The organism is Mesorhizobium sp. USDA 4132 (assembly GCF_056279545.1).
Map to the genome: position 1 here is coordinate 1386974 of NZ_JBWCCP010000002.1, position 17560 is coordinate 1404533.

Annotated in this window: 16 protein-coding genes; 9 read left to right on the plus strand and 7 right to left on the minus strand. The window is 62.7% G+C overall.

The genetic code is table 11. From position 1 onward, the window contains the following. Window positions 1–71: 71 nt before the first annotated feature. The 4 genes from ACZ9IU_RS29275 (at window position 72) to ACZ9IU_RS29290 (ending at window position 5173) form a co-directional block, all read left to right on the plus strand. A complete protein-coding gene (locus ACZ9IU_RS29275; RefSeq protein WP_051900352.1) occupies window positions 72–1505 on the plus strand; it encodes an FAD-dependent oxidoreductase in 1434 nt (477 codons plus the stop codon). 151 nt (window positions 1506–1656) lie between these two features. Further along, window positions 1657–2718 carry an ABC transporter ATP-binding protein gene (locus ACZ9IU_RS29280; protein WP_040124353.1) on the plus strand — a complete coding sequence of 354 codons (1062 nt, stop codon included), beginning with the start codon at window positions 1657–1659 and terminating at the stop codon, window positions 2716–2718. A gap of 86 nt (window positions 2719–2804) precedes the next feature. After that, entirely contained in the window at window positions 2805–3533 is a 729-nt protein-coding gene (locus ACZ9IU_RS29285; RefSeq protein ID WP_040124351.1) for an SDR family oxidoreductase, read from the plus strand. 2 nt (window positions 3534–3535) lie between these two features. Then, entirely contained in the window at window positions 3536–5173 is a 1638-nt protein-coding gene (locus ACZ9IU_RS29290; protein WP_040124350.1) for an FGGY-family carbohydrate kinase, read from the plus strand. A gap of 47 nt (window positions 5174–5220) precedes the next feature. On the opposite strand, the gene hutC is transcribed toward ACZ9IU_RS29290, so the two are convergent. Continuing rightward, window positions 5221–5946: a histidine utilization transcriptional repressor HutC gene (hutC, locus tag ACZ9IU_RS29295; RefSeq protein ID WP_040124348.1), complete on the minus strand. Its 726-nt coding sequence runs from the start codon at window positions 5944–5946 to the stop codon at window positions 5221–5223. Next, entirely contained in the window at window positions 5943–7289 is a 1347-nt protein-coding gene (locus ACZ9IU_RS29300; RefSeq protein WP_040124346.1) for a formimidoylglutamate deiminase, read from the minus strand. Before ACZ9IU_RS29300 ends, hutC begins: the two co-directional genes overlap by 4 nt. A 97-nt stretch (window positions 7290–7386) precedes the next feature. On the opposite strand from ACZ9IU_RS29300, the gene hutI reads away from it, so the two are divergent. Genes hutI through ACZ9IU_RS29325 form a run of 5 tightly spaced genes read left to right on the plus strand, consistent with a single transcriptional unit; the run spans window position 7387 to window position 13269 of the window. Then, window positions 7387–8640: an imidazolonepropionase gene (gene hutI / locus ACZ9IU_RS29305; RefSeq protein ID WP_040124344.1), complete on the plus strand. Its 1254-nt coding sequence runs from the start codon at window positions 7387–7389 to the stop codon at window positions 8638–8640. Beyond that, window positions 8637–10172, plus strand: coding sequence for a histidine ammonia-lyase (hutH, locus tag ACZ9IU_RS29310; protein ID WP_040124342.1), 1536 nt, complete (start codon window positions 8637–8639; stop codon window positions 10170–10172). Before hutI ends, hutH begins: the two co-directional genes overlap by 4 nt. Before the next feature lies 1 nt (window position 10173). Further along, complete coding sequence (gene hutG / locus ACZ9IU_RS29315) at window positions 10174–10992, plus strand: N-formylglutamate deformylase (RefSeq protein WP_040124341.1); 819 nt, start codon at window positions 10174–10176, stop codon at window positions 10990–10992. Window positions 10993–11005: 13 nt separating this feature from the next. After that, window positions 11006–12679 (plus strand): urocanate hydratase, encoded by a 1674-nt coding sequence (gene hutU, locus ACZ9IU_RS29320; RefSeq protein WP_040124340.1) that lies wholly within the window; start codon window positions 11006–11008, stop codon window positions 12677–12679. Between the two features lie 5 nt (window positions 12680–12684). Further along, a complete protein-coding gene (locus ACZ9IU_RS29325) occupies window positions 12685–13269 on the plus strand; it encodes a HutD/Ves family protein (RefSeq protein WP_040124339.1) in 585 nt (194 codons plus the stop codon). Between the two features lie 181 nt (window positions 13270–13450). Here the strand turns inward: ACZ9IU_RS29325 and ACZ9IU_RS29330 are convergent, their stop codons facing one another. From ACZ9IU_RS29330 to ACZ9IU_RS29350, 5 genes are all read right to left on the minus strand, one after another. Next, window positions 13451–13573: a hypothetical protein gene (locus ACZ9IU_RS29330; protein WP_040125710.1), complete on the minus strand. Its 123-nt coding sequence runs from the start codon at window positions 13571–13573 to the stop codon at window positions 13451–13453. Window positions 13574–13638: 65 nt separating this feature from the next. Continuing rightward, the gene (locus tag ACZ9IU_RS29335) at window positions 13639–14055 is read right to left on the minus strand and encodes an organic hydroperoxide resistance protein (RefSeq protein WP_040124338.1); all 417 of its coding nucleotides are present in this window, start codon (window positions 14053–14055) and stop codon (window positions 13639–13641) included. Between the two features lie 176 nt (window positions 14056–14231). Further along, a complete protein-coding gene (locus tag ACZ9IU_RS29340; protein WP_040124337.1) occupies window positions 14232–15554 on the minus strand; it encodes an ATP-binding protein in 1323 nt (440 codons plus the stop codon). Beyond that, the gene (locus tag ACZ9IU_RS29345) at window positions 15551–16291 is read right to left on the minus strand and encodes a response regulator (RefSeq protein ID WP_040124336.1); all 741 of its coding nucleotides are present in this window, start codon (window positions 16289–16291) and stop codon (window positions 15551–15553) included. The genes ACZ9IU_RS29340 and ACZ9IU_RS29345 overlap by 4 nt, the downstream gene beginning before the upstream one ends. Before the next feature lie 113 nt (window positions 16292–16404). Next, complete coding sequence (locus ACZ9IU_RS29350; RefSeq protein WP_040124334.1) at window positions 16405–17448, minus strand: alpha/beta fold hydrolase; 1044 nt, start codon at window positions 17446–17448, stop codon at window positions 16405–16407. Between the last annotated feature and the right edge of the window lie 112 nt (window positions 17449–17560).

Sequence of the window (17560 nt, forward strand, 5' to 3'; positions counted from 1 at the left end):
GTCGGATATCGCCGAAATTAGCATGATTGATGCGGGACCCTGAAGGTCCATCCACGAAAGAGACAAGGACAATGTTGAACACCACCAGTCGATCGATCCAGGAGCCCGCCCGGGCAACCCCTGTCATGGCGGAATATGACGTGCTCGTTATCGGCGGCGGACCGGCCGGCCTGACGTCGGCGCTCGCCGCCGCGGAAGACGGGCTTCGGGTGGGACTTGTCGAAAGCCGCAGCTTCGTCGGCGGCAACATGACCATCGGCCTTCCGGTCCTCGGTTTCCTCGGCCAGAAGGGCAACCAGATCATCGAAGGCCTGCCACAAAAATTCATCGACCGCCTCAAGGCGCGCGACGGCGCCAGCGAACACCGGCCCTGCCCGCTCCACATGGGGATCACGCTCGTCGAACCGGAAGCAGTGAAGACCGTGGCGCTCGAAATGCTGACGGAAGCGGGCGTCGAGGTGCTGTTTTACACCTTCTGCGCCGGCGTCGTGATGGACGGCGACATGATCCGCGGGGTCATCACCGAGAGCAAGAGCGGCCGCGGCGCGATCCTCGGCAAGGTCGTCATCGACTGCACCGGTGACGCGGACGTCGCCTATCGCGCCGGCGTCCCCTGCGAGAAGGGCAACGAAAATGGCGGCATGCAGCCGCCAACGCTGATGTTCTGCATAGCCGGCGTCGATACCGAAAAGCTGCGCCTCAGCATCGCCAACCAGCCGCCACAGGCACGCACCTATCTCACCGACTTCATCCCGGCGGAGTATTTCGGTCAGAACAACCAATTCATCGTGGTTGGCCTGCGCGAGCTGATCATCAAGGCGGAGGCCGAGATGGGCCTGAAGATCGCCAATGAACGCACGATCATCATCACCGGCCTGAAGGCCGGCGAAGTCTGGATCAACATGACCCGCGTCAAGGGCGTCGATGGGACGGATGCATCCAGCCTCACGATGGGCGAAATCGAGGCCCGCGGCCAGATCGACGACATCGTCACCTATCTCATCAACTACGTTCCGGGTTTCGAGAAGGCCTATTTCACCAAGACGGCACCTTTCCTCGGCATCCGCGAAACACGCCGGATCATCGGCGAATATGTGATGAACCAGGAGGACGTGCTCGGCTGCCGCCATTTCGACGACTCGATTGCCGTTGCCAGCTATCCGATCGACATCCACCGCCCCGCAGACGACGGCTGCACGCTGATCTGGTGCGGCGACTGCTACGACATCCCCTATCGATCGCTGATCCCGACCAAGGTCAGCAACCTGATCGTCGCCGGCCGGGCGATTTCCACCACCCATGAGGCGATGGGCGCGATCCGCGTCATGGCGACCTGCATGGCGATGGGCGAAGCGGCAGGACGGGCGGCAAAGATCTCGGTGCGCAGTAACCGCCCGCCCGCCGATATCGATGTCAGGGAACTTCGCCGCCAGCTGATCGCCAGGGGGGCTTATCTGCGCGTCAAGGACAGCACCGAGCGCGCAAGGGAACTGGAAGACGCCTGACCGCGAACCGGCAGGCCCGGCGGTGCACGCTGCCGGGATGGGATGGTCTAGAACGTTTGTTTTGCCCACAGGCGGACCGTGGGCGACGGGTGCGGTCCGGTGGTTTGTCCAACGGTGCCGCGCCCGAAGACTTCAAGGAAAGTGAGGAAGCATGGCAAGTTTGCGTCTGGCCGGGCTCAAGAAGAGTTTTGGTGCCGTGGATATCATCAAGGGCGTCGACCTCGATATCAAGGACGGCGAATTCGTGGTGTTTGTCGGGCCTTCCGGCTGCGGCAAGTCCACGCTGCTGCGGATGATCGCGGGGCTCGAAGACATATCCGGCGGCGAGCTTTATATCGGCGACCGGCTTTGCAATGAGGTGCAGCCGCGCGAGCGCGGGATCGCCATGGTGTTCCAGTCCTATGCGCTTTATCCGCATATGACCGTCTATGACAACATGGGCTTCGGGCTTTCCCTGAACAAGACACCAAAACCCGAGCTCGATGCGCGGGTGCGCGAGGCGGCCCGTATCCTGAAGATGGAGCATCTGCTCGAGCGCAAGCCGAGCCAGCTCTCCGGTGGCCAGCGCCAGCGCGTCGCCATCGGCCGGGCGATCGTGCGCAAGCCCGGCGTCTTCCTGTTCGACGAACCGCTTTCGAACCTTGACGCCGCGCTTCGCGTGGATATGCGCATGGAGCTTGCCAAGCTGCATCGCGACCTGGGGGCGACGATGATCTACGTCACCCACGACCAGATCGAAGCGATGACGCTTGCCGACAAGATCGTCGTGCTCGACGGCGGCCTGGTGCAGCAGGTCGGCTCGCCGATGGAACTCTACAAGAACCCGGCAAACAAGTTCGTGGCAGGCTTCATCGGTGCGCCGAAGATGAATTTCCTGCCCGTGAAGGTGCAGTCCGTCGCCGGCGATACTGCGATAGTCGCCTCCGATACGATGTCCCCGATCCCGGTCAAGGGAAGAGGCTTTTCGGTTGGTGATCCGGCTTGGCTCGGGATCAGGCCGCAATTCCTGAAACCCGGCCCGCCGACAGACGGCGAAGGAGCTCTTCGCGGGCGCATTGCGCTGGTCGAGCGTCTGGGAACCGAGACGATCATCGCGGTCGATACCGCCGAAAACGAGCGCGTGGTCGCCGCAATCCCGGTGGATGTGGAACTGGCGTTCGGGGATGCCGCCGAGTTTCAGTTCAACCCGCAGGCTGCGCATCTGTTTCACTGATCGGGGCACAAGCCGGGCCGGGCCACTGCAATCGGCTCCAACGCGGCTCCCATACTGATTGTTATAATATTGAAGCAAGGAACGACATGAGACAGGATCTTTCCGGAAAGGTGGCCGCAGTGACCGGTGCGGCGTCGGGCATCGGCCTCGAATGCGCCCGAGCCCTGTTGGCCGAAGGCGTCAGCGTCGCTCTGGTCGACAGGGCCGGCGATACGCTCCAAACACTCTGCTCGGAACTGGGGCCGAACGCTTTTCCGCTGGCGATCGATCTCACCGATTCCGCAAGCGTCGCAACGATGATGCCCCGCATCCTCGACCGGTTCGGCAAGCTCGATATCTTCCACGCCAATGCCGGCGCCTATATCGGCGGAGAGGTGGTCGAGGGCGACCCGGATGCCTGGGATCGCATGCTCAACCTCAATATCAACGCCGCCTTCCGTTCCGTCCAGGCCGTGCTGCCGCATATGGTCGAGCGCAAGACCGGCGATATCATCATGACCAGCTCGATTGCCGGCCTGGTGCCGGTCGTCTGGGAGCCGATCTACACTGCCTCGAAACATGCGGTGCAGGCGTTCGTTCACACCGTGCGGCGCCAGGTCGCCAAACACGGCATCCGCGTCGGCGCGGTCGCACCCGGGCCTGTCATCACCGCATTGATCAGCGATTGGCCCCAGGCGAAACTCGATGAGGCGATCGCGGCGGGAGGTTTGATGGAGGCGACGGAAGTCGCCGAAGCCGTGATGTTCATGCTCTCGAGACCCCGCAACATCACTATTCGCGATCTCGTCATTTTGCCTCTCAGCACGGATCTCTAGTCATGACCCGCTTCTTTATCGGCATCGATGTGGGAACAGGCAGCGCGCGGGCCGGCGTGTTCGATGAAGCGGGCACCCTGCTGGCCTCCGCCAAACGCCCGATCACCATCTGGCACGAGCCCGGCAATATCGTCGAGCAATCCGGCGAGCAGATATGGCAGGCGGTCTGCGAGAGCGTTCGCGAAGCCGTCAGTTCCGGCGGTATTCCGCTGTCGGCGGTTGCGGGAATAGGTGTCGACGCGACCTGCTCGCTGGTCGTCGTCAACGCTGACGGGATGCCGGTCTCGGTCAGCCCCTCGGGAGAGGCCGACCGCAATGTCATCGTCTGGATGGATCATCGCGCCGCCGGCGAGGCGGCCGAGATCAACGCCGGAGAGCACGAAGTCCTGCGTTATGTCGGCGGGAAAATCTCGCCGGAGATGGAAACGCCAAAGCTTCTCTGGCTGAAGCGCAACCTGCCACGATCGTTTTCCGATGCCGGACATTTCTTCGATCTCGCCGACTATCTGACCTTTCGCGCGACGGGATCGCTCAGCCGTTCGGCCTGCACCGTCACCTGTAAATGGACCTATCTCGCCCATGAGAAGCGCTGGGACGGCCGGTACTTCAGGGCGATTGGCCTTGGAGAACTCGCCGACGAAGGCTTCAAGCGGATCGGAACCGACATCGTCGATCCGGGAACGCCGGTTGCAGACGGCCTGACGGAACAGGCCGCTGCCGATCTCGGCCTGAGGCCGGGAACCCCTGTCGGTGCAGGCCTGATCGACGCCCATGCGGGCGGCATCGGCACGCTCGGCGGTCAAGATCCAGAAGGCCGCGCAGACGTTCGAAACAGGCTCGCCTATATTTTCGGGACATCCGCCTGTTCCATGGCCTCCAGCGACAATCCCGTGTTTGTCGATGGTGTATGGGGCCCCTATTATTCGTCGATGGTCCCTGGACTGTGGTTGACCGAAGGTGGCCAGTCGGCAGCCGGCGCTGCCATCGATCACCTGGTCACGATGCACCCGGCATCCGCTGAAGCGCGCTCCAGGGCCGAAGCCGACGGGATATCGCTCGTAAGCTGGCTCGACCGCGAAGCGACGAGACTGTGTCCAGATCTCGCCCAGGCCGTTGAACTTGCCGGCACTGTCCACGTCCTGCCCGAATTCATGGGCAACCGATCGCCGCATGCGGACCCCGATGCGCGCGCCGTCATTGCGGGGCTCGGGCTGGAAACCGATATCGCCAGCCTGGTTTCGCTGTTTGTCGCCGGGCTCTGCGGCATCGGCTATGGCCTCAGGCAGTTGCTGGACAAGCTGTCGCAGAACGGCATGGCCTTCGACCTGATCATCGCCAGCGGCGGTGCGGCGCAAAGTCACCTCGTGCGTCAGATTCTGGCGGACACCACAAATCTGCCGGTGGCTGTCGCCGATACGGAGGAACCGGTTCTGCTCGGCAGCGCGATGCTTGGAGCCGCTGCCGCGGGCCGATACGGATCGCTGCAGGAAGCCATGAGCGCGATGTCGCGTCTCTCGACGCTCTACAGCCCCGCCGGAGGCACGATCCGTCAAATGCACGATCACCGATACCGCACTTTTGGTCGGCTTCAGGAGGTGGAAAGGCAGATACGGTCAGATCGCAGAACGCTATCGTCTTGAGAGATCTGGACTGGGCCACATGACATGGGTAAGCACGGTCGCGTCGCCTAGTTCTCTCCGCCCGGCGTGAAGCGGGCGACCAGCGCGTGCCGGTCGCCCGGATAGGTGAAGCGCACGAATGTTACCGGACCGGTGCTGCCCCAGGTCCGCCGTTCGATGACCAGACAGGCTGCGTTCCTGGAAATGTCGAGCCTCTTTGCGACCTCCGCGCTGGCCGACTGGGCATAGATCCGATGTTCCGCAGTGCTCCACGGGATCTGGCTGATGAGCCAGGTCCCCGGCGCCGACTTCGAAAAATCCTCGCTTTCCGCTTCGGGCACCGTCGTCAGGTTGATCAGCCGCTCCTCAAGGCAAAACGGTCGTTCGCCGGCATGATGAAGGCAGACGAGATCGAGGACCGGCGCCGTTTCCGAAAGCTCCAGGTGCTGCCGGTCCAAGGGAGTGGCCTCGCGTCGAACCTGCGTTTCCAGCCGGTAGGAATAGGCAAGCTTGAGGGAGTGGACCTCCGCCTCGATACTATGGATTTCGAGCACCGCGGCCTGCGTCACCGGTTGCGCCACGAAACTGCCGGACTTCTTGCGCCGCTCGATCAACCCGGTCCTCGCCAGATGCGTCAGCACCTTGTTGGCGGTCATCCGCGAGCAGCCGTATTGTACGGCAAGGTCGACCTCGAAAGGCAGGCGATACCCGGGAGGCCATTCGCCGGAGACGATCCGTCCCTCTATGTCGCTCAAAATGCGATGATGGAGGGTGGCTTCCTTGCCATTCGTCATAGTGTCAGCAATTCCTGCATTACCATCCTGAACCGCCGGCCGATCGCGTCCCGCCGGACATGTCGCCCGCCTTCGACCTGCTTGCGGCCAAGCGACCAGACGCAATCCACGGCAATGCCGCCCGCAAATATCCAATGATCGAGAATCTGATCGGCAGCAAGATAGGGAACTTCATTGACGTCGAGCGAGACGATATCCGCGTAATTGCCGGGAGCCAAGCCGGCGGCGGCGTGGAGCGCCGTTCCGCCACCCGAAAGCGCTGTCTCGAACAGCCGCCGTCCTGTCGAACCTTCCGGCTTTGCCACGACGTTGCGCCTCTTCAGGCCGAGGCGCTGGGAATATTCGAGCTGACGCAACTCCTGCGCCACGGAAATCAGTATGTTCGAATCCGAACCGATGCCGAAGCCGCCGGTCCGTCCGAGAAAGAGATCTCCGGGAAAGATGCCGTCGCCGAGATTGGCTTCGGTGATTGGGCAAAGCCCGGCAATAGCGCCGCTGTCCGCCACGCGACAGGTTTCATCCTCGGTCATGTGCGTCGCGTGGACGAGACACCAACGTTCGGTCACCGGCATGTTTGCAAGCAGCCAGTCGACGGGCCGGGCGCCGGACCAGGCAAGGCAGTCCTCGACCTCCTTCACCTGTTCGGCGATGTGGATATGCACAGGCCCTTCGCCTGCCATCTGCACGACCTCATGGAGTTCCTGCGGAATTACTGCGCGGAGGCTATGGGGCGCGACGCCAAGTTTGGCGCCGGGCATGGCCGCAGTCAGGCGACGGCAACCTTCCATCGTCTTGGCGAAATCCTCGACAGAATGGATGAAACGGCGCTGGCCTTCGATCGGCGAAACGCCGCCGAAGCCGGAATGCGCATAGAAGACCGGCAGGAGGGTCAGGCCGATTCCCGCCTCCGCACTCGCCGCGCCGATGCGCTCGGCCATCTCGGCGATATTGGCGTAGTGGCCGCCATCCCTGTCGTGGTGGAGATAGTGGAATTCCCCCACCCGCGAAAAGCCGGCTTCCAGCATTTCCATATAGAGCTGTGAGGCAACGGCCTCGACCTGTTCCGGCGTTATCGAGAGCGCGAACTTGTACATCAGCGTCCGCCAGCTCCAGAAACTGTCGTCGCCGGGACCGCGAATTTCCGTAAGGCCCGCCATGGCGCGCTGGAAGGCATGGCTGTGCAGGTTCGGCATCGCAGGCACGACAACCTTGTGACACTCGTCTTCCGCCGTCGCCTCGATGCCGACCTCCACTCCCGCAAGTCGGTCCGCCTCGATCGTCAACCTTACATTCTGCTGCCATCCATCCGGCAGGAGAGCCAATTGCGCATGAAGCGTGGCCATGGACGCCTTCCCTTTTCCTCGCGGAGACCAAAATTCTTCTTGTCACTCGGGTTATTATGTATATACATGTTCTTCCATAAGGAAAGGCGAAAAGCTTATGGATGGGGAAGATTCTTCAAAATCTGCAGCAGGCTCCGCATCGCTTTGGCACAATGCGCGGATCGCCACTTTTGCTCCCTCGGCATCCGGTTTCGGCATAATCGAAGCCGGTGCGATCGCCGTGCGCGATGGGCGGATAGCTTTCGTCGGCGCACTCGCCGACCTGCCTGCCGATTTTGAGAAATCTGAACACAAAACCGATTGCGGCGGGCGGTGGATCACCCCGGCCCTGATCGACTGCCATACCCATCTGGTATTCGGCGGCGACCGCGCGATGGAATTCGAAATGCGCCTGGCGGGATCGACCTACGAGGAGATCGCACGGGCCGGCGGCGGCATCATCTCCTCTGTGAAGGCAACCAATGCCCTCTCGGAAGACGAGCTCCTTGAGCAAGCGCTCCGCAGGCTGGACACGCTTCTGGCCGAGGGCCTCTGCACGGTCGAGATCAAATCCGGCTATGCGCTGAATATCGAAGGTGAACTCAAGATGCTGCGGGTCGCCCGCCGGCTCGGCGAAGTCCGGCCGGTGCGTATCGTTACCAGCTGGCTTGCCGCGCACGCGACACCGCCAGACTACAAGGGCCGCAACGGCGATTATATTGCCGACGTGGTTCTGCCGGGCCTTGAGGCTGCGCATTCGCAAGGGCTCGTCGATGCGGTCGACGGTTTCTGCGAAGGCATCGCCTTCTCGCCGGCCGAAATCGCCCGGGTTTTCGACAGGGCGAAAGCGTTTGGCCTTCCCGTCAAGCTGCATGCTGAACAGCTGTCCGATCTCGGCGGCGCGCGCCTTGCTTCCTCCTATGGCGCGCTGTCGGCCGACCACCTCGAATATCTTTCCGCGGCGGATGCCGGGGCGATGGCGCAGGCAGGCACAGTCGCCGTGCTGCTGCCGGGCGCCTTCTATACGCTTCGCGAAAAGCAGGCGCCGCCTGTCCAGGCACTGCGCGACGCCGGCACCCGTATCGCGCTGGCGACCGACAGCAATCCCGGCACCTCGCCGCTGACCTCGCTGCTCATGATCATGAACATGGGCGCGACACTGTTCGGCCTGACGGTCGAGGAATGCCTTGCCGGCGTCACGCGGGAGGCTGCACGCGCACTCGGCCTTCAGGCCGAAACCGGCACGCTCGAAGTCGGCAAATCCGCCGACTTCGCGATCTGGGATATCGAGCGGCCGGCGGAGCTCGTCTATCGCATCGGCTTCAATCCGCTGGCAGCGCGCATCTTCAAGGGCAAGAGGGTTTCCGCATGAGCATCGTTCTGACACCCGGCTCGGTGAGCCTTCGCGAGCTTCAGGACATCTACTGGAACGGCACGCCGGTTCGGATCGATCCTTTGTTCGACGCGGGGATAGAGAAGGCTGCGGCGCGGATCGCCCAGATTGCGGCCGGCAACGAGCCGGTATACGGCATCAATACCGGCTTCGGAAAACTGGCCTCGATCAAGATCGACAGCGCCGATGTCGCGACGCTCCAGCGCAATCTGATCCTGTCGCATTGCTGCGGCGTCGGCGCTCCGCTTGCCGAGAATATCGTCCGCCTGATCATGGCGCTGAAGCTCGTCTCGCTCGGCCGTGGCGCCTCTGGCGTCCGGCTCGAACTGGTGCGCCTGATCGAGGCGATGCTGGAAAAGGGCGTGATCCCGCTCATCCCGGAAAAAGGCTCGGTCGGCGCGTCTGGCGATCTCGCGCCGCTTGCGCATATGGCGGCCGTGATGATGGGCGAAGGCGAGGCCTTCTATCGAGGCAGTCTGCTGCCGGCTGCCGAGGCCTTCGCGAAGGCCGGACTGAAGCCGGTCGTGCTCGCCGCCAAGGAAGGTCTTGCCCTGATCAACGGTACCCAGACCTCCACGGCCCTGGCATTGGCCGGTCTGTTCCGTGCCCATCGCGCCGCCCAGACAGCACTGGTGACCGGCGCGATGTCGACGGATGCCGCGATGGGCTCCTCCGCACCTTTCCATCCGGATATCCACACACTTCGCGGCCACAAGGGCCAGATCGATGCGGCCGCGGCTCTGCGTGCGTTGTTGTCGGGTTCGGTCATCCGCGAAAGCCATCTTCAGGGCGACGAACGGGTGCAGGATCCCTATTGCATCCGCTGCCAGCCGCAGGTGGATGGCGCCTGCCTCGACCTCCTGCGCTCCGTCGCCCGCACGCTCGAGATCGAGGCCAATGCGGTGACCGACAATCCGCTGGTGCTTTCGGATGACACCGTCGTTTCCGGCGGCAATTTCCACGCCGAACCGGTGGCCTTTGCTGCCGATCAGATCGCGCTTGCCGTCTGCGAAATTGGTGCGATCTCCCAGCGCCGCATTGCGCTTTTGGTTGACCCGGCCCTCTCCTACGGACTGCCGGCGTTTCTTGCGAAAAAGCCGGGGCTCAATTCCGGGCTGATGATCGCGGAAGTCACGTCCGCCGCCCTGATGTCGGAAAACAAGCAGATGTCGCATCCGGCCTCGGTCGATTCGACGCCGACCTCCGCCAACCAGGAAGACCATGTTTCGATGGCCTGCCACGGGGCACGCCGGCTTCTGCAGATGACCGACAATCTCGCGACCATCATCGGCATCGAGGCACTGACGGCAGCGCAGGGCGTGGAACTGCGCAAGCCGCTGACGACCAGTCCCGAACTCCAGAAGGTGATCGCCACCATCCGCTCCGTTGTTCCTAGCCTGGAAGAGGACCGCTACATGGCAAACGACCTCAAGGCGGCGACAGATCTCGTTGCTTCAAGCGCGCTCGCCGCGTCCGTTTCCGCGGATATCCTGCCGGTCCTGGAGGCGTGAAATGGCTGTCTTTGAAGTGAGACAGGGCACGTCTCCCGTCATTCTCGGCTTTCCGCATACGGGAACCGATGTGCCCCCAGTGATCTGGGACCGTCTGAACGACAACGGTCGCCTGCTTGCCGATACGGACTGGCACATCCATGAACTCTATGATGGCCTTCTGGCGGATGCAACGACGGTGCGCGCCACGTTCCACCGCTACGTGATCGACGCCAACCGCGATCCGCAGGGTGCCAGCCTCTATCCTGGCCAGAACACAACAGGCCTGATCCCGGAGACGGATTTCGACGGCAAGAGCATCTGGAAGCCTGGCGCCGCGCCGACCGGGGCCGACACCAGAGAGCGGCTGCGGGATTTCCATGCGCCCTATCATGCCGCACTTGCGGCCGAGATCGAACGGGTCAAATCCATTCACGGCATTGCCGTGCTCTACGATTGTCACTCGATCCGCTCGCATATCCCGTTCCTGTTCGAGGGCACCCTGCCTGACTTCAACATCGGCACGGATATGGGCCAAACCTGCGCGCCGGAAATCGAACAGGCGGCGCTCGATGTGACAACTGCAGCTTCGGGCTACACCGGCATCCTCAACGGCCGCTTCAAGGGCGGCTGGACGACACGGTTTTACGGCAGGCCGGAAACCGGCGTCCACGCTATCCAGATGGAACTTGCCCAGTCCACCCACCTTGCGGCGGAGGCCCTGCCCTTTGCCTACCATCCGGGCAAGGCAGAGCAGCTGCGCGTCCATCTGAAAGATATCCTGACGCGGATCGAGCGGATCGCCCTCGGCCTCGCGTCACAGAAAAACAACAACCGATAAAGGGAACGTTCCGATGACCAATCCCCGCCACAATATCCGCGAAATCCGCGCCCCGCGCGGCAACCAGCTCAACACCAAAAGCTGGATGACGGAAGCGCCGTTGCGCATGTTGATGAACAATCTCGATCCGGACGTGGCGGAAAACCCCAACGAGTTGGTCGTTTATGGCGGCATCGGACGCGCCGCCCGCACCTGGGACGATTTCGACCGGATCGTTGCGACGCTGAAGACGCTCACGGAGGAGGAAACGCTGCTGGTGCAATCGGGCAAGCCGGTCGGCGTGTTCCGCACTCACAAGCACGCGCCTCGCGTGCTGATCGCCAACTCCAACCTCGTGCCCCATTGGGCCACCTGGGACCATTTCAACGAGCTCGATAGGAAAGGGCTGGCCATGTACGGCCAGATGACCGCCGGTTCGTGGATCTATATCGGCACCCAGGGCATCGTGCAGGGCACCTATGAGACGTTCGTGGAAGCCGGCCGCCAGCATTATGGCGGCAATCTCAAGGGAAAATGGATCCTGACCGGCGGCCTCGGCGGCATGGGCGGCGCCCAGCCGCTCGCCGCCGTCATGGCCGGCGCCTGCTGCCTGGCGGTCGAATGCAACCCGGACAGCATCGATTTTCGCCTCCGCACCCGCTATGTCGACGCGAAAGCGGAAACGCTTGACGAAGCCATGGAGATGATCACCCGCTGGACGGCAGCCGGCGAGGCAACATCCGTCGGCCTGCTCGGCAATGCCGCGGAAATCCTTCCCGAAATGGTTCGTCGCGGCATCCGTCCGGACATGGTCACCGACCAGACGTCGGCCCATGACCCGATCAACGGCTACCTGCCGAAGGGCTGGACGATCGCCGAATGGAAAGCCAGGCGCGAAAGCGATCCGAAGGCGGTGGAAAAAGCCGCCCGCGCCTCAATGCGCGAACATGTGGAGGCGATGATCGCCTTCTGGAACGCTGGCATCCCGACGCTCGACTACGGCAACAACATCCGCCAGGTCGCCAAGGACGAGGGGCTGGAAAACGCCTTCGCCTTCCCGGGCTTCGTGCCGGCCTATATCCGTCCGCTGTTCTGCCGCGGCATCGGCCCGTTCCGCTGGGCGGCGCTTTCCGGCGATCCGGAAGACATCTACCGCACCGACGCAAAGGTGAAGGAACTGCTGCCGGACGACGCGCATCTCCACAACTGGCTCGACATGGCGCGCGAACGGATTTCCTTCCAGGGCCTGCCGGCGCGCATCTGCTGGGTGGGCCTCGGCGTGCGCCACAAGCTCGGCCTCGCCTTCAACGAGATGGTCCGCAATGGCGAGCTGAAGGCGCCGATCGTGATCGGCCGCGACCACCTCGACTCCGGATCGGTCGCCTCTCCCAACCGGGAGACGGAAGCGATGAAGGACGGCTCGGATGCGGTATCCGACTGGCCGCTCCTGAATGCGCTTTTGAACACGGCGTCCGGTGCGACCTGGGTGTCACTGCATCACGGCGGCGGCGTCGGCATGGGGTATTCACAGCATTCCGGCATGGTCATCTGCTGCGACGGCAGCGAGGATGCCGACCGCCGCATTGAACGGGTTCTCTGGAACGACCCCGCCACCGGCGTCATGCGCCATGCGGATGCGGGTTACGAGATCGCCGTGGATTGCGCCAGGGAAAACGGACTTCGCCTGCCCGGCATTCTCGGGAACTGAGTCCCATGAAAATCCTGCGCGCATCCGACCACAAGCGAATGCCGTGGAAGAACGGCGGTGGCGAGACGGTGGAGATCGCCGTCTTTCCCGCCGGCGCATCGATCGAGGATTTCGACTGGCGCATCAGCATGGCGACCGTCGCCTCCGACGGACCGTTCTCGATCTTTCCCGGGGTCGACCGAACCCTGTCGATCCTGTCCGGCGCCGGAATGGAGCTGACGATCGATGGCTGTGAGCCCCTGATCCTCGATCTCGGTTCCGAGCCTTACCCATTTCCGGCCGACAAGCCGGTTTTGGCAAGGCTTGTAAATGGCGTCGTAACCGACCTCAACGTCATGACGCGGCGCAGCCGGTTTTCACACCGTGTCAGCCGGCAGCCGGCTCCCTTCTTGCTGTCGCCGTCCGCCTCCTTGAGGTTCGTTCTTGCGACCGGAAACCACACGATCGCCTTCGGTTCGGAGGCAGCTGAACTCGGGCCACTTGATTGTCTGGCCTTAGAGGGCGAAGCGGCCAGCGACCTCGTTATCTCAGGGGGCACAGGTGTTTTCCTGATAGAGCTGGATCCCGACGGCGGGGACAATTTACGCTGACACTCCCAGTTGGGGTTGTCAGGCGCGGTCCTGCCGATGTCGTTTGCCTCGACAGTCGAAGGGAACGACCATGCTTCGCCTCGTCAAGCGCGGGCCGGGCCATTGACCGCCCGCTGGCAGACCACAGGAACGGCGACCACGGGCTCTTTTTGGTTGTCGCCATTTTCTGGACGGGCAGGCTTTAGAATGAGGAGACCGCGACCAGAAGGCCGGCCAAGGCCGAAGGCTCCAGTGAGGTTACGTCGTATATGCAGGGTGTCGCGAATACGGCTGCTCCGAGGAGGTAGATAATCACCAGTTTCATTGGGTTCTCCAAGGACGAGGCCTCAGCCTCGTCCAGTGCGCATTTCATCCCTGTCGTTGCGATCCTCAGGCAAGGATCAGCTCGACGTTGATGTTGCCGCGGGTCGCCTTCGAATAGGGGCAGGTCTGGTGGGCTTCTTCGACAAGCGCCCTGGCAAGATCCGGATCGATGCCCGGCAGGCTGATGTTGAGGCGGGCCTGCAGGAAATATGCGCCCTCGGTGGTTCCGAGATCGACCTCGGCATCGACCGCCGTCTCAGTGGGGAGCTTGATCTTCCGCTTGCCCGCTGCAATCCCCATGGCGCCGATGAAACAGGCCGACCATCCGGCTGCAAAGAGCTGCTCGGGATTGGTACCGGCATGGGGGCTGCCGGGAGGCGAAAGCTTGACGTCCAGCTGCGCATCGTCACTGCGCGAGAACCCATCGCGCCCGCCGGTGGTATGCGTCTTGCCGGTATAGAGAACCTTGTCGATCGTGGTCATGGAACACTCCTTTGTTCGTGTCGCCGATTGCGGCATCCGTTGACGGGGAGTGGTTTGACGGGTCGATATATCCGGCATGTTTCTAAAATCACCGGAAATGTATCGAAGCGTAATGCCGGCCTCGCCGGACATTCTCTCATACAAAACGCTTCGAGAATTTCGGCCGCTCTCCGAGATCAGCGGATGGTGATTTCAGCGGCCAGCCCGCCGCCGGCGCGATTGTAGAGCCTGACCGAACCGCCGATCGCTGCGGCCAGTTGCTGGGCGATGGCAAGGCCAAGTCCCGTACCGCCGGTCTCGCGGTTGCGGGATTGCTCCAGCCTGAAGAACGGCTGCATCGCAGCCTCCAGCATATCTTCCGGAATTCCCGGCCCCCGATCGAGGACCGTAATTGCGAGGTCGCCCTCGCCTCGTCGCTCAACGCCGATCTCGGCCGCGCCGGCAAATTTCACGGCGTTGTCGATAAAGTTCGACAGGATGCGGCGCAGGGCATACGGCTTGGTGGACGCAGTCCCCTGGACAACGCCCAGCACGGTCACCGCCTTGCCGGTGTCCTGATAGTCATAGGCAATGCTGTCGATGAACGAGGCAAGGTCGATGCGGGAAATTTTCTCGCCATTGCCATGCGCGCTGCGCGCATAGGCTATGCCGTCCTGCACCAGCCGCTCGATCTCGCCGAGGTCATGCACCAGTTTATCCCGCTCGGGCGAATCGTCCGCCATGTCGGCGCGCAGCCGCATGCGGGTGATCGGCGTCTGCAGATCATGGGCGATGGCGGCGAGAATCTGCACCCGTTCCTCGAGATAGTGGGCGATCCTGTCGCGCATGGCGTTGAAGGCCCGTGCAGCATGGGCGACTTCGCTCGGGCCGGTCTCGCTCAAGGGCGGGCCCTTCCTGTTGGGATCGAGCGCATCGGCGGCGGCCGCAAGGTCTCCGAGCGGACGGATCGCCTGCCGGACCGCAAGCCAGGTGCAGACCACCAGAAGCGCCATCTGGATGGCGAACACGTAAGGAAGCCATTCGGCGATCGGCATGACACCGGTCGGGGTAACGTCGATGGTGAGTGGAGAGCCGTCGGAAAGGGTGAGATGACCCTGCAGCCGTCTGCCGTCACCGGGAATGGACTCCACCCGCAGCGGAAACCGATGCCCGACCGCCTCCTCGATCTTGCCGGTAATCTCCGCGCCCCGGCCCGACACATCCGGCACGCCGGCAATCCCCGGGCCGAGCACCAGGCGGTAGTTGCCGCGGCTCAGCCGATCCAGCCAATCGGCCCGCTCGCCGGCCGGCAGCCGGTCGAGGATGGCGATCGATGTCGCAAGATCGTTTTCAAGCGTGCCGAGCATGACGGCCTTTGCCGACATGTAACGTTCGATGAAGAGGATGCCGAAGGAGAGCCCATAGGCGATCGCGAGGCCTGCAAACAGGATGAGGAAAAGCCGGGCACGCAGGGTGCTCGGCCATAATTTTCCCAAATAACGGGAGACGCTAGCGCTCACGGCTTCGGCTCCGAGATCGCAACGGGGACCGAGAAGACGTAACCTTCGCTGCGCACGGTCTTGATATAGGTCGGCTCGCGCGCATCGTCGCCGAGCCGCTGGCGAAGCCGGCTCACCAGAAGGTCGATCGACCGGTCGAAAAGATCGGCATCACGGCCTTGCGTGAGGTTGAGGATCTGGTCGCGGTTGAGCACGCGCTGCGGATGGTCGATGAAGACCCGCAGCAGCCGGTATTCGGCGCCGCTCAGCGCGATTTCCGTGCCCTGTTTGTCGAGCAGATGGCGGCCGATCGTATCGAGCCGCCAGTCACCGAAGCTCAGCAACTGGCCTGCTTCGCTGATCTGCAGGTTGGGCGGCAGCATGCGCGTCCGGCGCAGGACGGCCTTGATGCGCGCCAGCAATTCGCGCGCGGCAAACGGTTTCGGCAGATAATCGTCGGCACCCATTTCGAGCCCGATGATCCGGTCCATCTCGTCGCTGCGGGCGGTCAACATCAGGATCGGCGTCGTCTTGTGCTTGCCGGCCCTGAGTTCGCGGCAGAGCACCAGACCATCATCACCCGGCATCATCACGTCGAGCACGATCAGATCGACCGAATTGGCCTCGAGAAAACTGCGCATCTGGCGGCCATCCGCGGCCACCGTCGCGCGAAGCCCGTTCTTCTTCAGATAGCTCGATACCAGTTCGCGGATTTCGCGGTCGTCATCGACGATCAGGATATGGTCGATATGATCCATTTTCGGGCTTCAAATCCTTGTCCGATGAGACGGTATCGCACCGCCCATCCTTCTTTAAACCGCAGGATGGCTGCCGCGAAGCCCAGAAATATCTCCGCGGCAGCCTTGGAGATTTAGAACCGGTCAACGTCGAGTATCGCTTGCGTAAAGGCCCGCGGGGCTTCCTGCGGAAGATTGTGACCGATCCCGCCGCTAATGGTGCGATGCTCGTATTTTCCGGAGAACTTGCCCGCATAGGCCGAAGGTTCGGCATGCGGCGCGCCGTTGGCATCGCCCTCCATGGTGATGGTCGGCACCGAGATCATTGGCCCCGTGGCGAGCTGTTTTTCCAGGGCATCGAACTGGGCCTCGCCTTCGACAAGGCCCAGCCGCCAGCGGTAGTTATGGACGACGATCTCGACGTGGTCTGGATTGTCGAATGCGGCGGCGGATCTTTCAAAGGTCGCGTTGTCGAATTTCCAGGTGGGCGAGGCCGTCTGCCAGATGAGCTTATTGAAGTCGCGCCGGTTCTGCTCATAGCCAAGCCGGCCGCGTTCGCTGGCGAAATAGAACTGGTACCACCAGGCAAGCTCGGCTTTCGGCGGCAAGGGCTTCTTGTTGATTTCCGGGCTGCCGATCAGGTAGCCGCTGACCGATACCATCGCCTTGCAGCGTTCCGGCCAGAGCGTCGCTATGATGTTGGCGGTCCTGGCGCCCCAGTCGAAAGCGGCAACGACCGCCTTGTCGATTCCGAGCGCATCCAGGAGCGCGATCATATCGGCCGCGATGGCCGACTGTTGGCCGTTGCGCGGCGTATCCTTCGACAAAAAGCGTGTCGTGCCGTAACCCCTGAGATAGGGCACGATGACCCGGTAACCGGCTGAGGCTAGCAGCGGTGCGACATCCACGAAGCTATAGATGTCGTAGGGCCAGCCATGCAGCAGCAGGACGACGGGCCCGTTGGCCGGACCGACCTCCGCATACCCCACATCTAGCACCCCGGCCTTGACCTGCTTCAGCGTTTCGAAGGACGTGTTGGTGCCGGCCTCGGCCGGAGTCAGTGACGTTACGGGAGCCTGAGCTCCGGCAGTACCGGTCATTCCGAATTCGACCGCTGCAACGGTCATGGCGGCAACACCGAAGAAGCGGCGACGCTGGTGGTTGATTGGGTCGGACATCGATCTCTCCAATTCGTGTTGAACACGATCGGAAAAGAGCCCTGGCCATGTATCCCCGATGTGTCCCGAGCCGCGGGTTTTGAATGCGGATGTAGCATCCGGCCGTCGAGAT

Coding starts and splice junctions, on each gene's coding strand:
- ACZ9IU_RS29275 (WP_051900352.1), top strand. CDS start 72: ATGTTGAACACCACCAGTCGATCGATCCAGGAGCCCGCCCGGGCAACC.
- ACZ9IU_RS29280 (WP_040124353.1), top strand. CDS start 1,657: ATGGCAAGTTTGCGTCTGGCCGGGCTCAAGAAGAGTTTTGGTGCCGTG.
- hutI (WP_040124344.1), top strand. CDS start 7,387: ATGGATGGGGAAGATTCTTCAAAATCTGCAGCAGGCTCCGCATCGCTT.
- ACZ9IU_RS29350 (WP_040124334.1), bottom strand. CDS start 17,448: ATGTCCGACCCAATCAACCACCAGCGTCGCCGCTTCTTCGGTGTTGCC.
- hutG (WP_040124341.1), top strand. CDS start 10,174: ATGGCTGTCTTTGAAGTGAGACAGGGCACGTCTCCCGTCATTCTCGGC.
- ACZ9IU_RS29300 (WP_040124346.1), bottom strand. CDS start 7,289: ATGGCCACGCTTCATGCGCAATTGGCTCTCCTGCCGGATGGATGGCAG.
- ACZ9IU_RS29330 (WP_040125710.1), bottom strand. CDS start 13,573: ATGAAACTGGTGATTATCTACCTCCTCGGAGCAGCCGTATTCGCGACA.
- hutU (WP_040124340.1), top strand. CDS start 11,006: ATGACCAATCCCCGCCACAATATCCGCGAAATCCGCGCCCCGCGCGGC.
- ACZ9IU_RS29335 (WP_040124338.1), bottom strand. CDS start 14,055: ATGACCACGATCGACAAGGTTCTCTATACCGGCAAGACGCATACCACC.
- ACZ9IU_RS29290 (WP_040124350.1), top strand. CDS start 3,536: ATGACCCGCTTCTTTATCGGCATCGATGTGGGAACAGGCAGCGCGCGG.
- ACZ9IU_RS29325 (WP_040124339.1), top strand. CDS start 12,685: ATGAAAATCCTGCGCGCATCCGACCACAAGCGAATGCCGTGGAAGAAC.
- ACZ9IU_RS29345 (WP_040124336.1), bottom strand. CDS start 16,291: ATGGATCATATCGACCATATCCTGATCGTCGATGACGACCGCGAAATC.
- hutC (WP_040124348.1), bottom strand. CDS start 5,946: ATGACGAATGGCAAGGAAGCCACCCTCCATCATCGCATTTTGAGCGAC.
- ACZ9IU_RS29285 (WP_040124351.1), top strand. CDS start 2,805: ATGAGACAGGATCTTTCCGGAAAGGTGGCCGCAGTGACCGGTGCGGCG.
- hutH (WP_040124342.1), top strand. CDS start 8,637: ATGAGCATCGTTCTGACACCCGGCTCGGTGAGCCTTCGCGAGCTTCAG.